This window comes from Enterobacter sp. MGH 38 (assembly GCF_000492855.1).
Lineage (GTDB): Bacteria > Pseudomonadota > Gammaproteobacteria > Enterobacterales > Enterobacteriaceae > Enterobacter > Enterobacter hormaechei_C.
The window spans coordinates 553517-571694 of the sequence record NZ_KI535608.1 but is presented as its reverse complement, the minus strand read 5'-3'; the positions used below and the strand labels follow the sequence as shown (position 1 = coordinate 571694).

Below are 18178 nucleotides of genomic sequence, written 5' to 3'. Positions count from 1 at the left end.
TTTTAACTCTCGATACCTTTACTGCGCAGGTAATCTTCGTAGTTACCGGTGAAGTCCACCACGCGCTCTGGCGTAATTTCGATCACGCGGGTCGCCAGCGAGCTGACGAACTCACGGTCGTGAGAGACGAAGATCAGGGTGCCCTGATACATCTCCAGCGCCATGTTCAGGGATTCGATCGATTCCATATCCAGGTGGTTAGTCGGTTCGTCCATCACCAGAATATTCGGTTTTTCCATCATCAGCTTGCCGAACAACATACGGCCCTTTTCACCACCGGAGAGCACTTTGGCGGGCTTTTTGATGTCGTCCTGGCTGAACAGCAGACGCCCCAGAATGCTGCGTACCGCCTGCTCATCGTCGCCTTCCTGCTTCCACTGGCTCATCCAGTCGAAGACAGTCAGATCGTTTTCGAATTCATATTCATGGTCCTGCGCGTAGTAACCAATCTGCGCGTTTTCAGACCATTTCACGGTTCCGTTGTCCGGTTGCAGTTCACCCACCAGGGTTTTCAGCATAGTGGATTTACCCACGCCGTTGGCGCCGAGGATGGCAATCTTCTCGCCCACTTCCAGCAGCAGGTTGAAGTTTTTGAACAGCGGGCCTTCATCGAAGCCTTTGGTGAGGGCTTCCACTTCCAGCGCGTTACGGAACAGCTTCTTGTCCTGCTCGAAGCGGATGAACGGGTTCTGACGGCTGGAGGCTTTAACCTCTTCCAGCTTGATTTTGTCGATCTGACGCGCACGCGAGGTCGCCTGACGCGACTTAGAGGCGTTGGCGCTGAAGCGGCTGACGAAGGATTGCAGGTCCGCAATCTGCGCTTTCTTCTTGGCGTTGTCGGCCAGCAGACGTTCACGTGCCTGGGTTGCCGCCGTCATGTACTCATCGTAGTTGCCCGGATAAACGCGCAGCTCGCCGTAGTCCAGATCCGCCATGTGGGTACACACCATGTTCAGGAAATGACGGTCGTGCGAAATGATGATCATGGTGCTGTCGCGATCGTTCAGCGTCTGCTCCAGCCAGCGGATGGTGTCGATGTCCAGGTTGTTCGTTGGTTCGTCGAGCAGCAGGATGTCCGGGTTAGAGAACAGCGCCTGCGCCAGCAGCACACGCAGCTTCCAGCCTGGCGCGACTTCGCTCATCGGGCCGTAATGCTGTTCAACCGGAATGCCGACGCCCAGCAGCAGCTCGCCCGCACGCGCTTCCGCAGAGTAGCCGTCCATTTCGCCGTATTGCGTTTCCAGGTCGGCCACTTTGTAACCGTCTTCTTCGCTCATCTCAGCCAGACCGTAGATACGATCGCGCTCCTGCTTCACTTCCCACAGCTCCGCGTGCCCCATGATCACGGTGTCGAGCACGGTGAACTCTTCGAAGGCGAACTGATCCTGACGCAGCTTACCGATGCGCTCGTTCGGGTCGAGCGACACGTTACCGAGCGTTGGCTCCAGGTCACCGCCGAGGATCTTCATAAAGGTGGATTTTCCGCTACCGTTGGCACCAATCAGGCCGTAACGGTTGCCGCCGCCAAATTTGACGGAAATATTTTCGAACAGCGGCTTACTGCCAAACTGCATAGTGACGTTGCTGGTAACTAACACGGAGAGATTCCTGCGAAAAGTGTGATAAACGCGGCATTATGCCACAATTCCGAATTGAGATCCCGTGTTGCAGTAATCCACTAAACTTTAACAAAATCGAAAAAAATGTGATTTCGTACACATCTGAATTCCCAGTTAACGGGAATGCACATATAATGCGCTCCCATTACTGATTCAGACTTATCAACTCATCGCCAGAATGGCTTAGATACCTCGCATAACATGAACATGAAATTAACAACGCTTTTTGCGGCGGCGTTAGCCGTAGTAGGTTTTTGTAAGACCGCGTCTGCGGTGACGTATCCCCTGCCGACAGACGGAAGCCGTCTGGTGGGTGAAAACCAGGTGGTGACGGTGCCGGAAGGTAACACTCAGCCGCTGGAATACTTCGCGGCGCAGTATCAGCTCGGCCTGTCTAACATGCTGGAAGCGAACCCGGGCGTTGACCCGTATCTGCCGAAAGCGGGTACCGTACTCAACATTCCACAGCAGCTGATCCTGCCGGATACCGTGCACGAAGGTATCGTAATTAACAGCGCCGAAATGCGTCTGTATTACTACCCGAAAGGCACCAACACCGTGATCGTTCTGCCTATCGGTATCGGTCAGCTGGGTAAAGACACCCCGCTGAACTGGACCACCAAAGTGGAGCGTAAGAAAGCGGGCCCAACCTGGACGCCGACCGCCAAAATGCACGCTGAGTACATTGCTGCCGGTGAACCGCTGCCAGCCGTTGTGCCTGCCGGCCCGGATAACCCGATGGGTCTGTACGCGCTGTACATTGGTCGTCTGTATGCCATCCACGGTACAAACGCCAACTTCGGTATCGGCCTGCGCGTAAGCCACGGCTGCGTGCGTCTGCGTAATGAAGACATCAAATTCCTGTTCGATAACGTGCCGGTTGGTACGCGCGTGCAGTTCATTAACGAACCGGTGAAAGCGACGTCAGAGCCGGACGGCAGCCGTTACATTGAAGTGCATAACCCGCTGTCCACCAGCGAAGATCAGATCAACAACAACGAAATCGTACCGATTAAGCTGACCAGCGCGGTGCAATCCGTTACCTCTCAGGCGGATGTTGACACGACCATCGTTGACCAGGCGATTCAGAACCGTTCCGGTATGCCGGTGCGTTTAAACTAATCGTGATAATTAAAAAAGCGGACCTTGAAGTCCGCTTTTTTTTATCCGTTATTCACGATAACGATACCGCCATGGTCATAGCGATAGTGACAATGGGCGTACTCCAGCGGCGTACCATCTTCCAGATAGATCACCTGCTCTACCTCCAGCACCGGGTCGGTTGGCTCGCAGACAAGGTGCTGCATATCCAGCGCACTGGGCTTCAGCGCCCGCACCACCCGATACGATCCCATGATCTTCAGCCCCAGCGTCTCCTGCACATACCGGAATACCGAACTTTCAAGATGGGTTTTGTTCAGACCGGGGACCAGATTGAGCGGCATTACCGTGGCGTCCAGAGACATCGGCTCACCGTTTAGTAAACGCAGACGGATAAAGTCATAGATCGGCGTATCCGGATTTATCATCAGCGATGCCTGCTCTTTCTCGTTCGGGAAGCGCAGTTCGAAGTGCACCACCTGGCTCGTCACCGTGCCTAAATGTTCCCAGGTTTTGGTCGCCCCGAAGTAGTCGCTGCCGGAGAGATCCCACTGGGAAAGCTGGAGGAAATTTTTGCGGATGAACGTGCCCTGCCCCTGTCGGGTATAGACCAGCCCTTCAACGATCAGCTGGCGCATCGCCTGCTGAATGGTCATCCGGCTGGTGCTGAACTCCGCCGCCAGCGCGAACTGGTCCGGCAGCGGTTCATTGGCGGCGTACTGCTGGGTAATAATGCGTTTCTTAATTTCCCGCGCTATGGTGATGTACTTCGCCGCCATCTTCCTTCCTTTCAGTTAGTTTTCTATCCCGCTGTTTTTCAAGGCCACTCGCTCGGCCACCTTTAGGAAAGGCAGGTAGAAGAATACACCAAATACGATGATTGCCAACTGCACCACCACCGCCCGCCAGTCCCCCGCCGTCGCCAGCCAGGCGCTAAGGATCGGCGGGGTCGTCCACGGGATCATCACCACGCAGCGCGACATGAACCCCAGCGTGGTACAGAGCCACGCAAAGTAAATCCCGATAGCAGGCAGCAGCACAAACGGGATCATCAGCGGTAGGTTAAAGACTATCGGCAGGCCGAAAATCACCGGCTCGTTGATGTTAAACAGACCCGGCGCCAGCGACAGACGCGCCACCTGCTTCGCTGATTTCTGTCTTGAGAAGATGAAGATAGCGATCAGCAATGAGATTGTGCTGCCCGTCCCGCCCACCATGCCAAAGGTCGGCACAAAGATGTTGTTGATGATGTGCGGGATCGGCTGGCCGTTGGCGAAGGCCAGCATATTCTCATTGGTATTGATCAGCAGGAACGGCTCCAGCACCACGCTGTTGACCACCGACTGATGAATACCGAGCGTGAACAGGAAGTTACCGAAGCTGTAGATGAAAATCGTCCCGGGCAGACTGGTGTTGATCAACCGCAGCGGCTGCTGAATAAATGTCGTAATGAGATGGATCAGATCCGTGTGCAGCACGTTCGCCAGTATGGCCGCCAGCACCGCAAACAGGGAGAGCGTGAGGATCGTCGGGATCAGCGCGGTAAAGGATTTGCTCACCGCTGGCGGTACGTTCTCCCCGAGCGAAATGTGCAGCGCCTTCAGCCGTGAAATGGCGATAAACAGCTCGGTTGAGAGCAGCCCAATCAGCACCCCGGCGAAAATCCCGGTGGAGCCAATATTGGCGAACGTCAGAACCTGGGTGACGTTCACCGTGGCGTCGCTGCCGACGGGGGTAATCTGTAAGCGCATCGGCATCATGATAATGAAACTGCTGACGGCGATAACCACTGCCGAGACCGGATTGTCGAAATCTTTGTTGCGCGCCAGCGACCAGGCGATCATCGGGGCCAGCAGCAGCGCGGCGATGTTCAGCGTGCCGTTGATAATCGCCTCGCCCCACACCTTAAACTGCGTAAGCGTGTCGCCCGCAAAAATCCACGGGAACACCACGTTATTCACCAGCACCGCCAGACCGGCAAGGATGAAAATCGGCATTACCGTGGCGAAGGCATCGCGAAGGGAGCGAAGATGCACCTGGTTTGCCAGGCGCGCCGAGAACTCTACAAATTTATCGACAAAAGACTGCATGTGCGGTGTTATTTTTGTTTCAGACATAGCGGAGTGTTCCCATTAATCAGTCACAAAAACGGCCCGGCAGCGTACGGCTTACATCTCGCGTCCGTTGGTATGGATAACCTGTTTTAACCACGCGTAGCTCTTCTTCAGCACGCGCTTCAGGTCTTTCAGGTCGTGATTTTCACGGTTGACGTAGACCACGCCGTAGCGCTTGCGCATGTCACCCTGCGAGCTGAGAATGTCAATCAACCCCCAGCCGAGATAGCCCATCACCTCTGCCCCATCCTCGAATATTGCCGCTTTCATCGCCTCGATGTGCGCCCGGTGGTAGTCGATGCGGTAGGTATCCTCAATCGGATTCACGCCATCCCAGGACTCAATCACCCCAATACCGTTCTCAATCGGGAATACCGGCATCCGCCAGTCGTTGGCGTAGCGGGTGATGATGGTGCGAAAGCCCAGCGGATCGATCTGCCAGTTCCACTCGGTGGCCTTCAGGTACGGATTGTTTTTCTCGCCGTGCAGCAGGTAATAGTTAACCGGCGTGCCTTCCGGGATGGCATCGCTGTCCAGCGTTTTGCTGGCGTAGTAGCTGAAGGCCATAAAGTCGTTCTTCGTGCGCGCAAACAGCGCGAGATCGTCTGCGCGGTAGATATCGCCGAAGCCCTCCTGCTCCACCACCGCCATTACCGCCGGGCTGTAGCCCTGGCCCGCGAAGACGCGCAGCAGGTTCTGGTTGAGGAATTCGTCGTACTGCTGGGCGCAGAAGATATCGCGCGGTTTGCAGGTGGCCGGATAAATCAGCTGGTGCGCCAGCATGCCGCCCATCAGCTTGCCCGGCTTAGTCTGGTGCAGGTATTCGGTCAGAGTCATGTGCGCCACCATCGCATGGTGCTGAAGCTCATACAGCTCGCGCAGGGTTTGCTCACCTTTCATGTAACCGGAAATGCGAAAAGCTTCCGGCATATGGAAAATGTTCTGCTCGTTGAAGGTCAGCCAGTACTTCACCCGGTCAGCGAAGCAGTCGATCATCTTTTTGCCGTAGCGGATAAAGGCGTCCACCACGCGGCGATCGTTGAAGCCGTTGTACTCCTGCGCCAGCGCCAGCGGCATATCGAAGTGGTAGAGACAGACCATCGGCTCGATACCGCGGGCGAGCAAATCGTCAATAAAGCGGTCGTAAAAGGCGATGCCCTCGTCGTTGAACTCGCCGTCACCCTGCGGGCAGATGCGGCTCCAGGAGATCTGGAAGCGGTAGCAGTTCATGCCCAGATCCTGCATCAGGTCGAAATCTTCCCGGTAGCGGTGGTAGGAGTCGGTCGCCACTTTCCAGTCAGAGATGTTTTCACCGGCTTCCCGAATGTCATACACCGACATCCCCTTCCCGCCCTCATTCCAGGCCCCTTCCGTCTGCATGCTGGATACCGAGTTGCCCCATAAAAAGTTGGCTGGCAGTGATTTGTTCATGGTTGCTCCCTTTATGACTAGTCATTTAAATTTCATGACTAGTCATATAGGCGAAGATGGTATGTCGATCAAAGGTGTGGATCGTTTTTTGTGAGGTTGATGGAAATAAAAAGCCCCGGCAGTTGCCGAGGCTAAGTTCCTGTTTAACGTTTAAAGCCCGCGTTCGGCTGCAACTTTTGCCTGAGCAATTGCTCCGGCATTGAATATGGGATGCTCGTGATTGTTCGTTAAGTCACGAACGCGGTAGATTTTCCATGCATCATCTTCACGACGAAGAAATACTTCAAGGTGAATGCTCCTCCCGCCACCTGCCCCTTCCATCACCTGGACTACTTCCCCGTTTAAAAATGGCCTTACGTTTTCCACCCGTAACGCAGGTATCCATTCGCGGGCGTAATCCTGGGTATACGTAAAATAGTCAGACTCTATTAATTCTTGTTCCGGGATTTCCTGAATAGCACCAATGCGAGCAATAGTATCAGCAGAAACATATTTACGCAGTTCGTCGGCAGGATAGGGCCTGGCTTCATTACTGCCGAATGCACAAAGATAGGATTTATAAAATGATTCGGTAGTATCTTTCGCACTCTGATCTTGACTGGCAGCAGAACTACATCCCACCAGCAATATAGCGACTGATAAAAATATCCTTTTCATCAATGCATCCTGTAAATTTTAAATGATGGTTGCATTTTGCGGTACCCAGGCCCCGGATACATGCTTTTTTGAACAAAATCAGAAATCCACTGCGTGCCGTCATACATAGTCATGTGACCTATGCCGTTTCCTCCGGGATAAGGCTGTATCACAGCCACATCGCCAGCTATTAAAGTCGAACCGGGCGGCAGCTCACGGAATCCAGCACGTAATAATTCCGCCCCATAATCTTTTGCATAATCTGTATTAGGCACCTTAACACCTCCAGCCAGAATCGCCAGACGGGTAAACTTAGCACATTCACTATGAGAGTGCCCCAGCGCGTGTGAACGGAGATACGAAACAGCAACATCTTTATTCCAACTCATTCTTAGTTCCCTTAAGTAAGTAAGAACGGAATTATTGTGCCAGTCATTAACCTGATGTTGGTTAAATAATGCTTAAATTTGTCCGGCCAAAATATTAATTTCGCGCCCAATAAAAAGGCCGGATTCGCTGCGCGGATCCGGCCAGAGTCATCGCTGTTAAAAGATTATCCGCGCGGGGCGTCGCCAAAGACGCTGTAGTCTGGCAGCCGCACCTGCTGATACGGCTCCCAGCCGCCGCCGAGGGCTTTGTAGAGCGCCACCAGATCAAGCGCGCTCTGCACCTGCGCCTGCGCCCGCTGCTGTTCGGCCTGAGCGAGCTGACGCTGGGCGTCCAGCACGTCAATAAAGCTGGCGATCCCCTGCCGGTAGCTGTCGCTGGCGAGATCAAAGGCGTTTTGCAGCGCGTCGATGGTTTTCGCCAGGCCCGCTTCACGCTGCTGGTCGGTGCGATAGCTCACCAGCGCGTTTTCAACGTCGCCGAGCGCCGTCAGCACCGTCTGACGATAGTCCAGCACCGCCGCCCCCTGCTGCGCGCGCGCCACCTTAACGCTGGAGACCAGCCGTCCGCCCTGGAAAATCGGTATGGAAACCTGCGGGCCAAAGCTGTAGAAGTGGCTGCTCCAGTCGGTTAGCCAGTTGGATTCGCTGTTGCGCAAGCCAAACTGCCCGGAGAGGGTAAAGCTCGGGAACAGCTCTGCCACCGAGACGCCAATCTGCGCCGTGGCGGCATGGAGATTCGCCTCCGCTTCGCGCACGTCCGGGCGACGGCGTGCGAGGGTGGACGGAATACCGGTCTGCACAATATCCGGCAGGGCAGGCATCGGCTGCACGGATTGCAGTTCGGCATCCAGCGCGCCCGGCGGCTTACCAAGGAGGATCGCCAGCCCGTTCATCGCCTGGCGTTCCTGCGCCTGATACTGCGGCAGCTGGGCTTCAAGATTGCCCAGCTGCGCCCGGGCGTTCTCCACGTCCATCTGCGGCGACAGCCCGCCCCGCTGGCGGCTTTCGGTCAGCTCCAGCGTCTGCTGTGCGCTTTCAATTTGCGTATTAAGCGTGGCAATGATGCTCTGCGCCCCACGCAGCTGTAGCCACGCCCGCGCCACTTCGGCTTCCAGCGAGACCAGCGCATCGTTACGCTGCTCGATCGCTGCCCGCTGCTGCGCCTCGGCCGCTTCTACCTGACGGCGCACCTTGCCCCACAGGTCGATTTCCCACTGGGCGTCGAAGCTGCCCTGATAGAGGTTAATCGGCTGCGTCAGCGGGCCTAACGCGCCCCGCAGTTCAGGATCGACATTATTCAACTGGTCGTACACACCGTGGGATTTTAGCTCCCCTTCCAGCCCAAGCTGCTGGCGCGTCGCCTGCACATTGCCATTCACCGACGGGAAAAACGCCCCGCCGGCCTGGTTAATCTGTTCGCGCGCCCCGGCAATGCGTAATACGGTTTGCTGTAGCGTCAGATTTCCGGCGATGGCGCGTTCAATCAGGCTGTCGAGCTGCGGCGAGCCGAAGGTTTTCCACCAGCGCGGGTTAGTGGCGGCGGAGGAAGTTTGCGATTTCACCGCGCTGTCGCCCTTATCGTTCCAGTGCGTGGTGGCGAGCGGTGCAGGCTGTTGGTAGTCCGGCCCGACGGCGCAACCCACCAGCAGCATCATTATCATCAGGGGGTGTAAACGTCTGTGTATCATCAGTGTGCTCCTGCACTCCCCTCGCTCTTAACCGGCGAGAGCAACAAACAAAACGGAATCAGTAATAAGGCCACCGCGCTCAGAATGGTGAAGACGTCAATGTAGGCCAGAAAGCGCGACTGCTCGATCATCGTCTGGTACATCCGTCCGGTGGCAATGCCGGTCGGATCGCCCACCTGAGTGGTGAAGTTCTGGATCGCCTGGGCGCTTTCGCGAATCGCCAGCTGGAATTGCTCGTTAAACGGCGAAGCGTGGTAAGCCAGATGCGCGCTGTGCGCCTGCGAGCGCTCGGTGATCGCCGCCGTCGAGAGCGAAATCCCAATCGAGCCGGCCACGTTGCGGAACATGGTAAACAGCGCCGCCGCGTCGGCGTTAAGCCGCCTCGGGATCGAGATAAAAGCAATGGTGGTGAGGGGCACAAACAGGAACCCCAGTCCAATCGACTGAGCGCTGCGGAACAGCACCAGCGTTTCGAAATCGATATCCGGCGTCAGCGTGCGGGACCAGAAGAACGACACCGCCAGGCAGGTAAAGCCGAAGGCGATGATCCAGCGCGTCTGCACCACCGGCATCAGCTTCAGCACCAGCGGGATGGTCAGCACAATCAGCACCGCGCCGGGCGAGAGCACCAGCCCGGACCAGGTGGCGGTATAGCCCAAATCCTGCTGCGCCAGCTGCGGAATAACCACCGAACTGCCGTACAGGATCATCGCCATCCCCGCCATCAGCAGGCTGGAGATCGCAAAGTTGCGGTCCTTCATACAGTGCAGATCCACCACCGGCTTTCTGGCATACATCAGCCAGTAGATCGCGCCGATAATACCGACCAGCGTCAGTACTGCGAAGGTGCGGATAAAGTTCGAATAAAACCAGTCATCATCTTCGCCCCGGTCGAGCATCACCTGCAAACAGCCAAGACCGAGGGCGATCAGGCCGATCCCCGTCCAGTCGACGGTGAGCTTCTCTTCCGACTTTTTCTCCCACGGCGGATCTTCCAGCAGCTGATAGATGGCCAGCACCGTCACAATCCCTACCGGGATATTGATAAAGAACACCCAGCGCCAGGAGTAGTTATCGGTGATCCAGCCCCCCAGCGTGGGGCCGAGCACCGGCGCGACGATAATGGCAATGGATGAAAGGCCAAAGGCTTTGCCCCTGTCCTCCGGCTTAAAGTAGTCGAGTAGCACCGACTGCTGGGTAGGCTGCAACCCGCCGCCAAAGAACCCCTGCATCACGCGGAACAGGATGATTTGCCATAGCTCGGTGGCGATACCGCACAGGAACGAGCAGATGGTGAACATCACAATGCAGATCAGGAAGAACTGTTTGCGGCCAAACAGGCGGCTGAGAAAGGCCGAAATCGGCAGCACGATGCCGTTCGCCACCAGGTAGCTGGTGAGCACCCAGGTGGATTCGTCATAGCTGGCCGAGAGCGACCCCGCGACGTGGGGCAGCGCCACGTTGACGATGGTGGTGTCCAGAATTTCCATAAACACCGCCAGGGTGACCACAATCGCCACCGCCCACGGGTTACTGGCGGGCTTCCAGTTATCGTGGCTGTGATCCGTCATTCCACGGTGACCTTCGGTTCAACCGACAGCCCCAGCGGCAGCGGCTTGTTCGGATCCAGCCCTTTATCAATCACGATTTTCACCGGTACGCGCTGAACGATCTTCACAAAGTTACCGGTGGCGTTTTCCGACGGGAAGGCGGAGAAGCGCGAGCCGCTGCCCTGCTGGATGCTGTCGATATGGCCTTCCAGCTCCATATCCGGCCAGGCATCGACGGACACGGTCACTTTGTCGCCCGGCTTCATGCGCTCAAGCTGCGACTCCTTGAAATTCGCCACCACCCACACGTTCGGGGAAACCAGCGAGAACAGCGCCGTGCCGGCCTGCACCAGCGTACCGGGCTGGACGTTGCGTTTAGTGACGAAACCGTCGAACGGGGCGCGGACTTCGGTATAAGAGAGGTTCAGGTTGGCGGTTTCCAGCTGCGCTCTGGCCTGATCGACCTGCCGTTCGCGGGCTTCGACGTTGGTCTCCTGCTGGCGGATTTGCAGCTGGACCTGCTCCGCCACCTCCAGCTGCGCCTGGGCGCTGGCCAGCCCCGCCTGCGCGCTGCGCAGCTGAGCGTTCGCGGCATCGATACTTTGTTGCGTGGTCGCGCGCGGGTCAACGCCGCGCTGACGGCGGTACTCCGCCTGCGCGTTGGCCATATCCGCCTGGGCTTTAAGTACCTGGGCTTTGGCTTCATCACGCTGGGCGGGATATTGCACCTTCGAGAGCGCCAGCTGCGCCTGCGCCTGATGCAGCTGCGCCAGCGCCAGCCCAAGCTGGGCCTGAGCCTGATCGCGCTGGGCGGTGGTATCACGCGGATCGATCACCACCAGCACATCCCCTTTTTTCACGCGCTGGTTATCCCGTACGCGAAGTTCTGTGACGTAGCCTGCCGTTTTTGGGGCAATGGTCACTACGTCGCCATCGGTAAAGGCGTCGTCGGTGGTCTCTTCGTTACGAGTTAAAAACCACCAGACCAGCGCCACAATCACCATCACGATGACCACGATACCAAGGATGATTAACGGTTTTTTCCCCGGGCGCTTGCGCTCGTTATTGTTTTGATCCTGCTCGTCAGCAGGTGGGTTTTGATCTTCTGCCATAGTTCAGCAACGGTCCTGTCAGTGAGCGGCATCACACTATGCCGTTCACTAAAGCTAGGACGTTGCTATACATTTGCCAGGAAAAACTGACAAATTGCGCACTATATGAGAAGGAATAGTCCGAAACCGACCGCCGCTGACCAGAGCAGCATCGGGATTGACCATAAATGGAAGCGCCACCAGATGCGGCGATCGTTGGCCATCCGCAGGGCGATGAGGTTAGCCAGCGAGCCGGGCAGCAGCCCAAAGCCGCCGACGTTGACCGCCCACGCCAGCAGTACCGTAGGGGGAACATAGTTAAGCAGCAAAATGGTGGACGGCACGTTACTGATCACCTGCGAGAGACCAATCGCCGTCAGCCATAATCCCGGCTGCGACAGACCGCTGACGCTATGGAGAACGTTCTGCAATACCGGGAGCTGGATCAGCAGATGGACGTCAATAAACATCGCCATAAACACCAGCAGCAGCGTCCAGTCAACGCTCACCAGCACCCGCCGGGCGAGGAACAGGAAGCCGCACGCCACCAGCAGCGCGCCAGCCAGCGCCTGGTTTAACTCCAGCGCGATAAGAAAAACGATATACAGCCCCAGGCAGCTCCAGACGAGACGCGGCTGCCACTGGGGGCCGGTTGTACCGCTGTGGTACTGCAACGATTTATTCGGGAAAGCAAACCAGCCCACCGCCAGCAGCGACGCCACGATCGCCAGCGCCAGCGGCGCCATCTGCCCGGTAAATGCGGTAAACGACAGGCCGGAGCGTCCCCACAGCAGAATGTTCTGCGGGTTACCGATCGGCGTGAGCAGCGAGCCCGCATTGACGGCCAGCGCTTCAAAGATAATCAGACGGGTAACCGGTATTTCGCACAGTTTACGCAGCGTGAGCGTAAGCGGCACCACGATAAACAACGCCACGTCATTAGTGAGAAACGTCGACAGCAGCGCCGCCGAAAAGACCATGAACAGGGCCAGCTTGCGCTCGGTGGCGAAGCGGCGCACCATTTTGCGCCCCAGCACGTCAAAATAGCCGCTCAGCTCCACGCCTTTGGTGAGCATCATCAAACCGCTCAGGGTAATAATGGTGCGCCAGTCTATGGCCGCCGGCCAGGTGTGCGGCGTGAAGGGCACAAAGACGCTGAGCCCAACGCCAGTGATAAGTAAAAGATGGAAAAAGCGATCGCGTTTCAGGGCCTGCAAGCCGGGGATGTTCATTCAGCGGAGGGACCGTATTTGAGCGTAAATTCGCGGAACTTCACCAGCGTCTCTTCGCTGACGTGGTGTTCCATACCTTCGGCATCCCGACGGGCAATTTCCGGGCTGACGCCCAGCACCAGTAAAAAATTCTCGACGATCTGATGGCGCTCGCGGCTCTCCTGCGCCAGTTTTTCGCCTTCAGCGGTGAGAAACACCCCGCGCCAGGGGATCATCTCGATCAGCCCGACCGACGCCAGACGTTTTAACATTTTGGCAACGGTTGGCTGCGACACCCCAAGGCGTGCGGCCATATCCACCTGGCGCGCTTCTCCAACCTCACGAATCAGATCAGAGATCAGTTCGACATAATCATCAATCAGCTCCCGGCGATGCGCCTCGCGCACCTGGCGGAAGCCTTCCACATGCTCTTCAACGTTCACCAGTTGCGTCGTTTTTTTTGTTGTTGGCTTACCTGCGCGACGGTTCATTGTGCTTCCTCAATGGGGTTGACGCTTCCAGCGCCCTGTAACGGAGCGCACATTGTAAACCATAGCTCTACAAGCACAAAAAATTAACGAATTAGCCATAGCTATACAATATAGCCTGTGCTATATCTGTATGTAATGCAGTCACCCTTCACGGATCGAAGGGATCATGAATCAGGAGGTCTTATGAATGAATTCAAGAGGTGTATGAACGTGTTTACCCACTCTCCTTTTAAAGTGCGCCTGATGCTGTTGAACATGCTGTGCGATATGTTTAACGCCAAACCCCAGCAGGACGACAACTCTTCCCACTAAGCGGCGTCGCGGTACGCCGCTTCATTTTCCTGTCACACTTTCGCTGTAAGCTGGCCTGTTCCCGATTATTTTTGCGTATTTGCAGCCCCCTTCGCAAAACATCTCTTTAGCAACTGTTGACCTTAATTCACGCTCGCACTATCTTCTTGCAGCCCTGCACAATTTGCGGCTCGCTGAAGCGGACCTCTCATTCCCTTTCCACGCACTGTCCGGCAGGCTTTGACCCTTGACGCCAGGGTGAGCACATGGCGTTTTCGTGATAGTGATCTATGAACGTAACCCTGATTGATACACTTGTTACCCGCAGCCGGGGCTTAAGCCCGTGGACGGGATTCTATTTTTTGCAATCGCTGTTGATTAACTTTGCTCTTGGCTACCCCTTTAGCCTGCTTTATGCCGTCGGGTTCACCTGTATTCTTCACCTTCTCTGGCGAAGCGCACCGCGCATGCAGAAGGTGCTTATCGGGATCTGTTCTCTGGTTGCTGCCGCCTATTTCCCGTTTGGCCAGGCCTATGGCGCGCCAAACTTTAATACCCTGCTGGCGCTCCACTCCACCAATATGGAAGAGTCCACAGAGATCCTGACGATCTTTCCGTGGTACAACTACGTGGTTGGCCTTTTCATTTTTGCCCTCGGCGTGATTGCGGTTCGCCGTAAGCCCGTCGGGAAAAAGGCATGGGGTAAAATTGAAAGCCTGTGTCTGGCCTTTAGCGTGGTGACGTTTTTTGTTGCGCCGGTACAAAATCTGGCCTGGGGCGGCGTGTTTAAGTTTAAAGATACCGGGTATCCGGTGTTTCGCTTCGTTAAAGACGTGGTGGTGAATAACGAGGAAGTGCTCGACGAGCAGGCACGTATGGCCGAGCTTTCCACCATGAAAGACACCTGGAACGTGCTGGCGGTGAAACCGAAGTATCACACCTACGTGGTGGTGATCGGAGAAAGCGCGCGTCGCGATGCGCTCGGCGCGTTTGGCGGTCACTGGGATAACACGCCGTTTGCCAGCGCCGTTAACGGTACGCTGTTTACCGACTACGTGGCGGCCAGCGGCTCGACGCAGAAATCACTCGGTCTGACGCTCAACCGCGTGGTGGATGGAAAACCGCAGTTTCAGGATAATTTTGTCACCCTGGCCAACCGGGCAGGTTTTCAGACATGGTGGTTCTCTAACCAGGGACAGATCGGCGAATATGATACCGCCATCGCCAGCATCGCGAAGCGTGCCGACGAGGTACAGTTCCTGAAAAGCGGTGATTTCGAAGCCGATAAAAACACAAAAGATGAAGCGTTGCTAAAAATGACGGCGCAGGTCTTTGCTACTCAGCGCACCCAGCCGCAGCTGATTGTCCTGCACCTGATGGGGTCACACCCGCAGGCATGCGATCGTACCGGGGGAAAATATGCGGAGTTTGTGCAATCCAAAGAGACGTCCTGCTACCTCTACACCATGACGCAAACCGACGATCTGCTCAGCAAGCTGTACGGGCAGCTGCGCAACAGCGGCGACAGCTTCTCGATGGTCTATTTCTCTGACCACGGCCTGGCGTTTAAGGAGCGCGGTAAAGAGGTGCAGTATCTGGCCCACGATGACAAGTTCCAGCAGAACTTCCAGGTACCGTTTATGGTGCTGTCGAGTGATGACAAAACGCATCGCATTATAAAAGCGCGCCGTTCCGCGAACGATTTCCTGAAATTCTTCTCACAATGGACGGGGATTAAGGCAAAAGAGATAAAAAATGATTACCCGTTTATCTCCGGGAAGAAGGGCCCACCAGTTTACATTACCAACTTTAAGTTACAGAAAGTCGACTATAACCATCTTGGGACGGATATTTTCGATATTAAGAGTAAGTAATTTCTGCCGTTTCGTGCGGGCTAATGCCCTCACCCTGGCCCTCTCCCACGGGGAGAGGGTACAAACAAAAAAAATCCGCCACATTGGGCGGATTTTTACTGGCTCACCGAAGTGATTAGAAGCGGTAACCTACGCCCGCGATCCAGGTGCCAACGTCAACGTTGCGGATACGGCTCTGCTCATAGGAGAAGTCCAGAGCAACGTTTTCGATTGGGTTGAACTGCATACCTGCGCCATAGGAGAAACCATAGTCGCTGTTGCTTGCAGTACGGTTCAGACCCTGGTTTTCGGTCTGCTGGAATTTACCGTAGCCAACACCTACAACACCGTAGATGCTTGCCCAGTCATTCAGGCGGTAAGCAGGACCCGCGGTGATGCCGTAGTACTGACCTTTATTGTAAGAGCCATTTTCAGTACGATCTTTCTCGGTGTAAGTGAAAGAACCGATCACACCCAGCGGGTTGTTGTCTTGCTCGTAACGGTACTTCAGGTTGAAACCGTTGGTTTTGTTCATCACGCCCTGCATATCGCTCTGAGCGTAACCACCAGTTACAGTAGAAGTTGCCGCTACAGCGGTACCTGCGGAAACAGCCAGAACAGCTGCCAGTGCTGAAAGACATGCAATTTTTTTCATAACCACCTCAAATGTGCTTCAAGTAAGTCCGTAAGTTTTAAATATATCAAAAAAATCTGTGAAACTCTTTGTCATTCACGATGTCTAATGCGACCTTTCCTGTAACAGAACATTTCCAGCACCAGCTATCTTGTTAAAATAACTCCAGATTTTCACCTTCAAACGCTAATAGTGCGCGTCATCGCCAGAAAGTTCATCCAGATTATTCCTAATCTTTCAGGCGATAAAAGCATCAACCTTTCCTCATTTTACGGATTTTCCCTGGATTTTTTTCAACAGTAGCTCAACCGTCGCAGCTTATTTCCATTACACTGCGACTTTTACCTCTTTTGACAAAAATTGACAGGAGAAAGGATGCCAGGTTTACCCCGTAAATCGTCGGTCTGGATGCCGGTGGCAGTCATACTTATCGCGATGATGTCCATACAAAGCGGCGCGTCGCTGGCAAAATCGCTGTTTCCGCTGATTGGTGCGCCCGGCGTCACGGCGCTGCGTATCGCATTAGGCACCCTGATCCTCGTGGTTATCTTTAAACCCTGGCGGCTACGGTTTAAAAAGGAGCAGCGACTGCCTTTGCTTTTTTATGGGCTGGCACTGGGAGGGATGAACTACATGTTCTATCTCTCTATTCAGACTATCCCGCTGGGGATCGCGGTCGCGCTTGAATTTACCGGCCCGCTGGCGGTTGCCCTCTTCTCTTCTCGTCGTCCGGTAGATTTTATCTGGGTCATACTGGCCGTGCTGGGGCTATGGTTCCTGCTGCCGCTCGGGCAAAGCGTTTCACAAATCGATTTGACAGGGGCAGCTCTGGCGCTGGGCGCGGGGGCATGCTGGGCGGTGTATATTCTCACTGGCCAGCGTGCGGGCGAAGAGCACGGCCCCGCGACGGTCGCCTTAGGCTCACTAATTGCCGCCGTAATCTTTGTCCCAATCGGAATGGCACAAGCGACAGACTCAATATGGCAGTGGTCAATCCTGCCGGTTGGTCTGGCGGTTGCCATTCTCTCTACGGCCCTGCCCTACTCTCTGGAGATGATCGCCCTGACGCGCCTGCCCACGCGCATTTTTGGTACGCTCATGAGCATGGAGCCCGCGCTGGCCGCCATCTCAGGAATGATTTTCCTCGGTGAAACCCTGACCCTGGTACAAACGCTGGCGCTCTGTTCCATTATCGCGGCGTCAATGGGCTCCACCCTGACCATGCGCCCGGAACCTAAAGTGCAAAAAATCGATCTCAACTAGGCCTTAAATTCTGCATGGCTAACCCGCCATGCAGAATATACGCCTCGTCAGTACTTCAAATAATTTCTTACAAACTATCTTGTATTGCCAAAATATTTCACCTGCCCGGCTTCCCGAAGAATGAATTAAGATTGATCTGTATCAATTTTAATAAACTAATTATTTTTCAATCAGTTGATAATACAATCTTACTTTCACTATTAAACCAATAGGCAGAGCCAAACCGCAGAGAAAAAATCCGGTGCTATACTTAGTCCCGTAATTACCTGGGACACAAACATCAAGAGGATATGAGATTATGAGTACCGCTAAACTGGTGAAAACGAAAGCGTCTAATCTGCTTTATACCCGTAACGATGTATCGGATAGCGATAAAAAAGCGACCATTGAGCTGCTGAATCGCCAGGTGGTCCAGTTCATCGATCTTTCGCTGATCACCAAACAGGCTCACTGGAATATGCGCGGTGCAAACTTTATTGCCGTTCATGAAATGCTGGATGGCTTCCGCACAGCACTGGTGACTCACCTGGATACCATGGCCGAACGTGCCGTACAGCTGGGTGGCGTGGCACTGGGTACCACACAGGTGATCAACAGCAAAACGCCATTGAAAAGCTATCCGCTGGATATCCATACCGTTCAGGATCACCTGAAAGAGCTGGCGGACCGCTACGCGATTGTGGCGAATGATGTTCGTAAAGCGATTGGCGAAGCCAAAGATGAAGATACTGCTGATATCTTCACTGCCGCATCACGCGACCTGGATCAGTTCCTGTGGTTCATTGAGTCCAACATCGAATAATCCCTGCGGATTTT

General features: G+C 55.1%; 17 protein-coding genes. 5 read left to right on the top strand and 12 right to left on the bottom strand.

Features of this window, described 5'->3' with window-relative positions; all coding sequences use genetic code 11:
* Positions 1-2: 2 nt before the first annotated feature.
* Positions 3-1598: an ABC-F family ATPase gene (locus L384_RS08630; protein WP_003858434.1), complete on the bottom strand. Its 1596-nt coding sequence runs from the start codon at positions 1596-1598 to the stop codon at positions 3-5.
* A gap of 222 nt (positions 1599-1820) precedes the next feature.
* Here L384_RS08630 and ldtB point away from each other — a divergent pair, with 222 nt between their 5' ends.
* On the top strand, positions 1821-2741 hold the full coding sequence (gene ldtB / locus L384_RS08635; RefSeq protein ID WP_003858435.1) for a L,D-transpeptidase: 921 nt from the start codon (positions 1821-1823) through the stop codon (positions 2739-2741).
* Between the two features lie 41 nt (positions 2742-2782).
* Here the strand turns inward: ldtB and L384_RS08640 are convergent, their stop codons facing one another.
* The 10 genes from L384_RS08640 to mntR all read right to left on the bottom strand — a co-directional run bounded on the left by L384_RS08640 (position 2783) and on the right by mntR (position 13321).
* Positions 2783-3499 (bottom strand): GntR family transcriptional regulator, encoded by a 717-nt coding sequence (locus tag L384_RS08640; protein WP_015571043.1) that lies wholly within the window; start codon positions 3497-3499, stop codon positions 2783-2785.
* 15 nt (positions 3500-3514) lie between these two features.
* Positions 3515-4837: a PTS sugar transporter subunit IIC gene (locus L384_RS08645; protein WP_023324365.1), complete on the bottom strand. Its 1323-nt coding sequence runs from the start codon at positions 4835-4837 to the stop codon at positions 3515-3517.
* A 51-nt stretch (positions 4838-4888) separates the two neighbouring features.
* Complete coding sequence (locus L384_RS08650; RefSeq protein WP_023324364.1) at positions 4889-6265, bottom strand: glycoside hydrolase family 1 protein; 1377 nt, start codon at positions 6263-6265, stop codon at positions 4889-4891.
* A 150-nt stretch (positions 6266-6415) separates the two neighbouring features.
* Positions 6416-6922, bottom strand: a complete 507-nt coding sequence (locus L384_RS08655) for a YqhG/Tai3 family protein (RefSeq protein ID WP_023324363.1) — start codon at positions 6920-6922, stop codon at positions 6416-6418.
* Positions 6922-7290: a hypothetical protein gene (locus L384_RS0121165; RefSeq protein ID WP_032628178.1), complete on the bottom strand. Its 369-nt coding sequence runs from the start codon at positions 7288-7290 to the stop codon at positions 6922-6924. Before L384_RS0121165 ends, L384_RS08655 begins: the two co-directional genes overlap by 1 nt.
* Positions 7291-7454: 164 nt before the next feature.
* Entirely contained in the window at positions 7455-8978 is a 1524-nt protein-coding gene (locus L384_RS08660) for an efflux transporter outer membrane subunit (RefSeq protein WP_023324362.1), read from the bottom strand.
* Positions 8978-10549 carry a DHA2 family efflux MFS transporter permease subunit gene (locus tag L384_RS08665; RefSeq protein WP_015571056.1) on the bottom strand — a complete coding sequence of 524 codons (1572 nt, stop codon included), beginning with the start codon at positions 10547-10549 and terminating at the stop codon, positions 8978-8980. The genes L384_RS08660 and L384_RS08665 overlap by 1 nt, the downstream gene beginning before the upstream one ends.
* Positions 10546-11640 carry an HlyD family secretion protein gene (locus L384_RS08670; RefSeq protein WP_023324361.1) on the bottom strand — a complete coding sequence of 365 codons (1095 nt, stop codon included), beginning with the start codon at positions 11638-11640 and terminating at the stop codon, positions 10546-10548. Before L384_RS08670 ends, L384_RS08665 begins: the two co-directional genes overlap by 4 nt.
* Before the next feature lie 101 nt (positions 11641-11741).
* Positions 11742-12851 carry an anion transporter gene (locus L384_RS08675; protein ID WP_017384914.1) on the bottom strand — a complete coding sequence of 370 codons (1110 nt, stop codon included), beginning with the start codon at positions 12849-12851 and terminating at the stop codon, positions 11742-11744.
* The gene (gene mntR, locus L384_RS08680) at positions 12848-13321 is read right to left on the bottom strand and encodes a manganese-binding transcriptional regulator MntR (RefSeq protein ID WP_022650657.1); all 474 of its coding nucleotides are present in this window, start codon (positions 13319-13321) and stop codon (positions 12848-12850) included. The genes L384_RS08675 and mntR overlap by 4 nt, the downstream gene beginning before the upstream one ends.
* A 183-nt stretch (positions 13322-13504) precedes the next feature.
* Between mntR and mntS the strand changes: the two genes are divergently transcribed.
* Both mntS and L384_RS08690 read left to right on the top strand, forming a co-directional pair.
* On the top strand, positions 13505-13633 hold the full coding sequence (gene mntS, locus L384_RS08685; protein ID WP_017384915.1) for a manganase accumulation protein MntS: 129 nt from the start codon (positions 13505-13507) through the stop codon (positions 13631-13633).
* A gap of 269 nt (positions 13634-13902) precedes the next feature.
* A complete protein-coding gene (locus L384_RS08690) occupies positions 13903-15486 on the top strand; it encodes a phosphoethanolamine transferase (RefSeq protein WP_023324360.1) in 1584 nt (527 codons plus the stop codon).
* 115 nt (positions 15487-15601) lie between these two features.
* On the opposite strand, the gene ompX is transcribed toward L384_RS08690, so the two are convergent.
* Entirely contained in the window at positions 15602-16120 is a 519-nt protein-coding gene (gene ompX, locus L384_RS08695; RefSeq protein WP_003858450.1) for an outer membrane protein OmpX, read from the bottom strand.
* A gap of 354 nt (positions 16121-16474) precedes the next feature.
* Here ompX and rhtA point away from each other — a divergent pair, with 354 nt between their 5' ends.
* The gene (gene rhtA / locus L384_RS08700; protein ID WP_023324359.1) at positions 16475-17362 is read left to right on the top strand and encodes a threonine/homoserine exporter RhtA; all 888 of its coding nucleotides are present in this window, start codon (positions 16475-16477) and stop codon (positions 17360-17362) included.
* A 298-nt stretch (positions 17363-17660) separates the two neighbouring features.
* Positions 17661-18164, top strand: a complete 504-nt coding sequence (gene dps / locus L384_RS08705) for a DNA starvation/stationary phase protection protein Dps (RefSeq protein ID WP_000100801.1) — start codon at positions 17661-17663, stop codon at positions 18162-18164.
* The last annotated feature ends 14 nt before the right edge of the window (positions 18165-18178 follow it).

What these genes read in the sequence shown, in the direction of transcription:
- ldtB (WP_003858435.1), top strand. Translation starts at nt 1,821, where the DNA reads ATGAACATGAAATTAACAACGCTTTTTGCGGCGGCGTTAGCCGTAGTA.
- mntR (WP_022650657.1), bottom strand. Translation starts at nt 13,321, where the DNA reads ATGAACCGTCGCGCAGGTAAGCCAACAACAAAAAAAACGACGCAACTG.
- L384_RS08640 (WP_015571043.1), bottom strand. Translation starts at nt 3,499, where the DNA reads ATGGCGGCGAAGTACATCACCATAGCGCGGGAAATTAAGAAACGCATT.
- dps (WP_000100801.1), top strand. Translation starts at nt 17,661, where the DNA reads ATGAGTACCGCTAAACTGGTGAAAACGAAAGCGTCTAATCTGCTTTAT.
- L384_RS08665 (WP_015571056.1), bottom strand. Translation starts at nt 10,549, where the DNA reads ATGACGGATCACAGCCACGATAACTGGAAGCCCGCCAGTAACCCGTGG.
- L384_RS08690 (WP_023324360.1), top strand. Translation starts at nt 13,903, where the DNA reads ATGAACGTAACCCTGATTGATACACTTGTTACCCGCAGCCGGGGCTTA.
- L384_RS0121165 (WP_032628178.1), bottom strand. Translation starts at nt 7,290, where the DNA reads ATGAGTTGGAATAAAGATGTTGCTGTTTCGTATCTCCGTTCACACGCG.
- L384_RS08660 (WP_023324362.1), bottom strand. Translation starts at nt 8,978, where the DNA reads ATGATACACAGACGTTTACACCCCCTGATGATAATGATGCTGCTGGTG.
- L384_RS08650 (WP_023324364.1), bottom strand. Translation starts at nt 6,265, where the DNA reads ATGAACAAATCACTGCCAGCCAACTTTTTATGGGGCAACTCGGTATCC.
- L384_RS08675 (WP_017384914.1), bottom strand. Translation starts at nt 12,851, where the DNA reads ATGAACATCCCCGGCTTGCAGGCCCTGAAACGCGATCGCTTTTTCCAT.
- ompX (WP_003858450.1), bottom strand. Translation starts at nt 16,120, where the DNA reads ATGAAAAAAATTGCATGTCTTTCAGCACTGGCAGCTGTTCTGGCTGTT.
- rhtA (WP_023324359.1), top strand. Translation starts at nt 16,475, where the DNA reads ATGCCAGGTTTACCCCGTAAATCGTCGGTCTGGATGCCGGTGGCAGTC.
- L384_RS08655 (WP_023324363.1), bottom strand. Translation starts at nt 6,922, where the DNA reads ATGAAAAGGATATTTTTATCAGTCGCTATATTGCTGGTGGGATGTAGT.
- mntS (WP_017384915.1), top strand. Translation starts at nt 13,505, where the DNA reads ATGAATGAATTCAAGAGGTGTATGAACGTGTTTACCCACTCTCCTTTT.
- L384_RS08670 (WP_023324361.1), bottom strand. Translation starts at nt 11,640, where the DNA reads ATGGCAGAAGATCAAAACCCACCTGCTGACGAGCAGGATCAAAACAAT.
- L384_RS08645 (WP_023324365.1), bottom strand. Translation starts at nt 4,837, where the DNA reads ATGTCTGAAACAAAAATAACACCGCACATGCAGTCTTTTGTCGATAAA.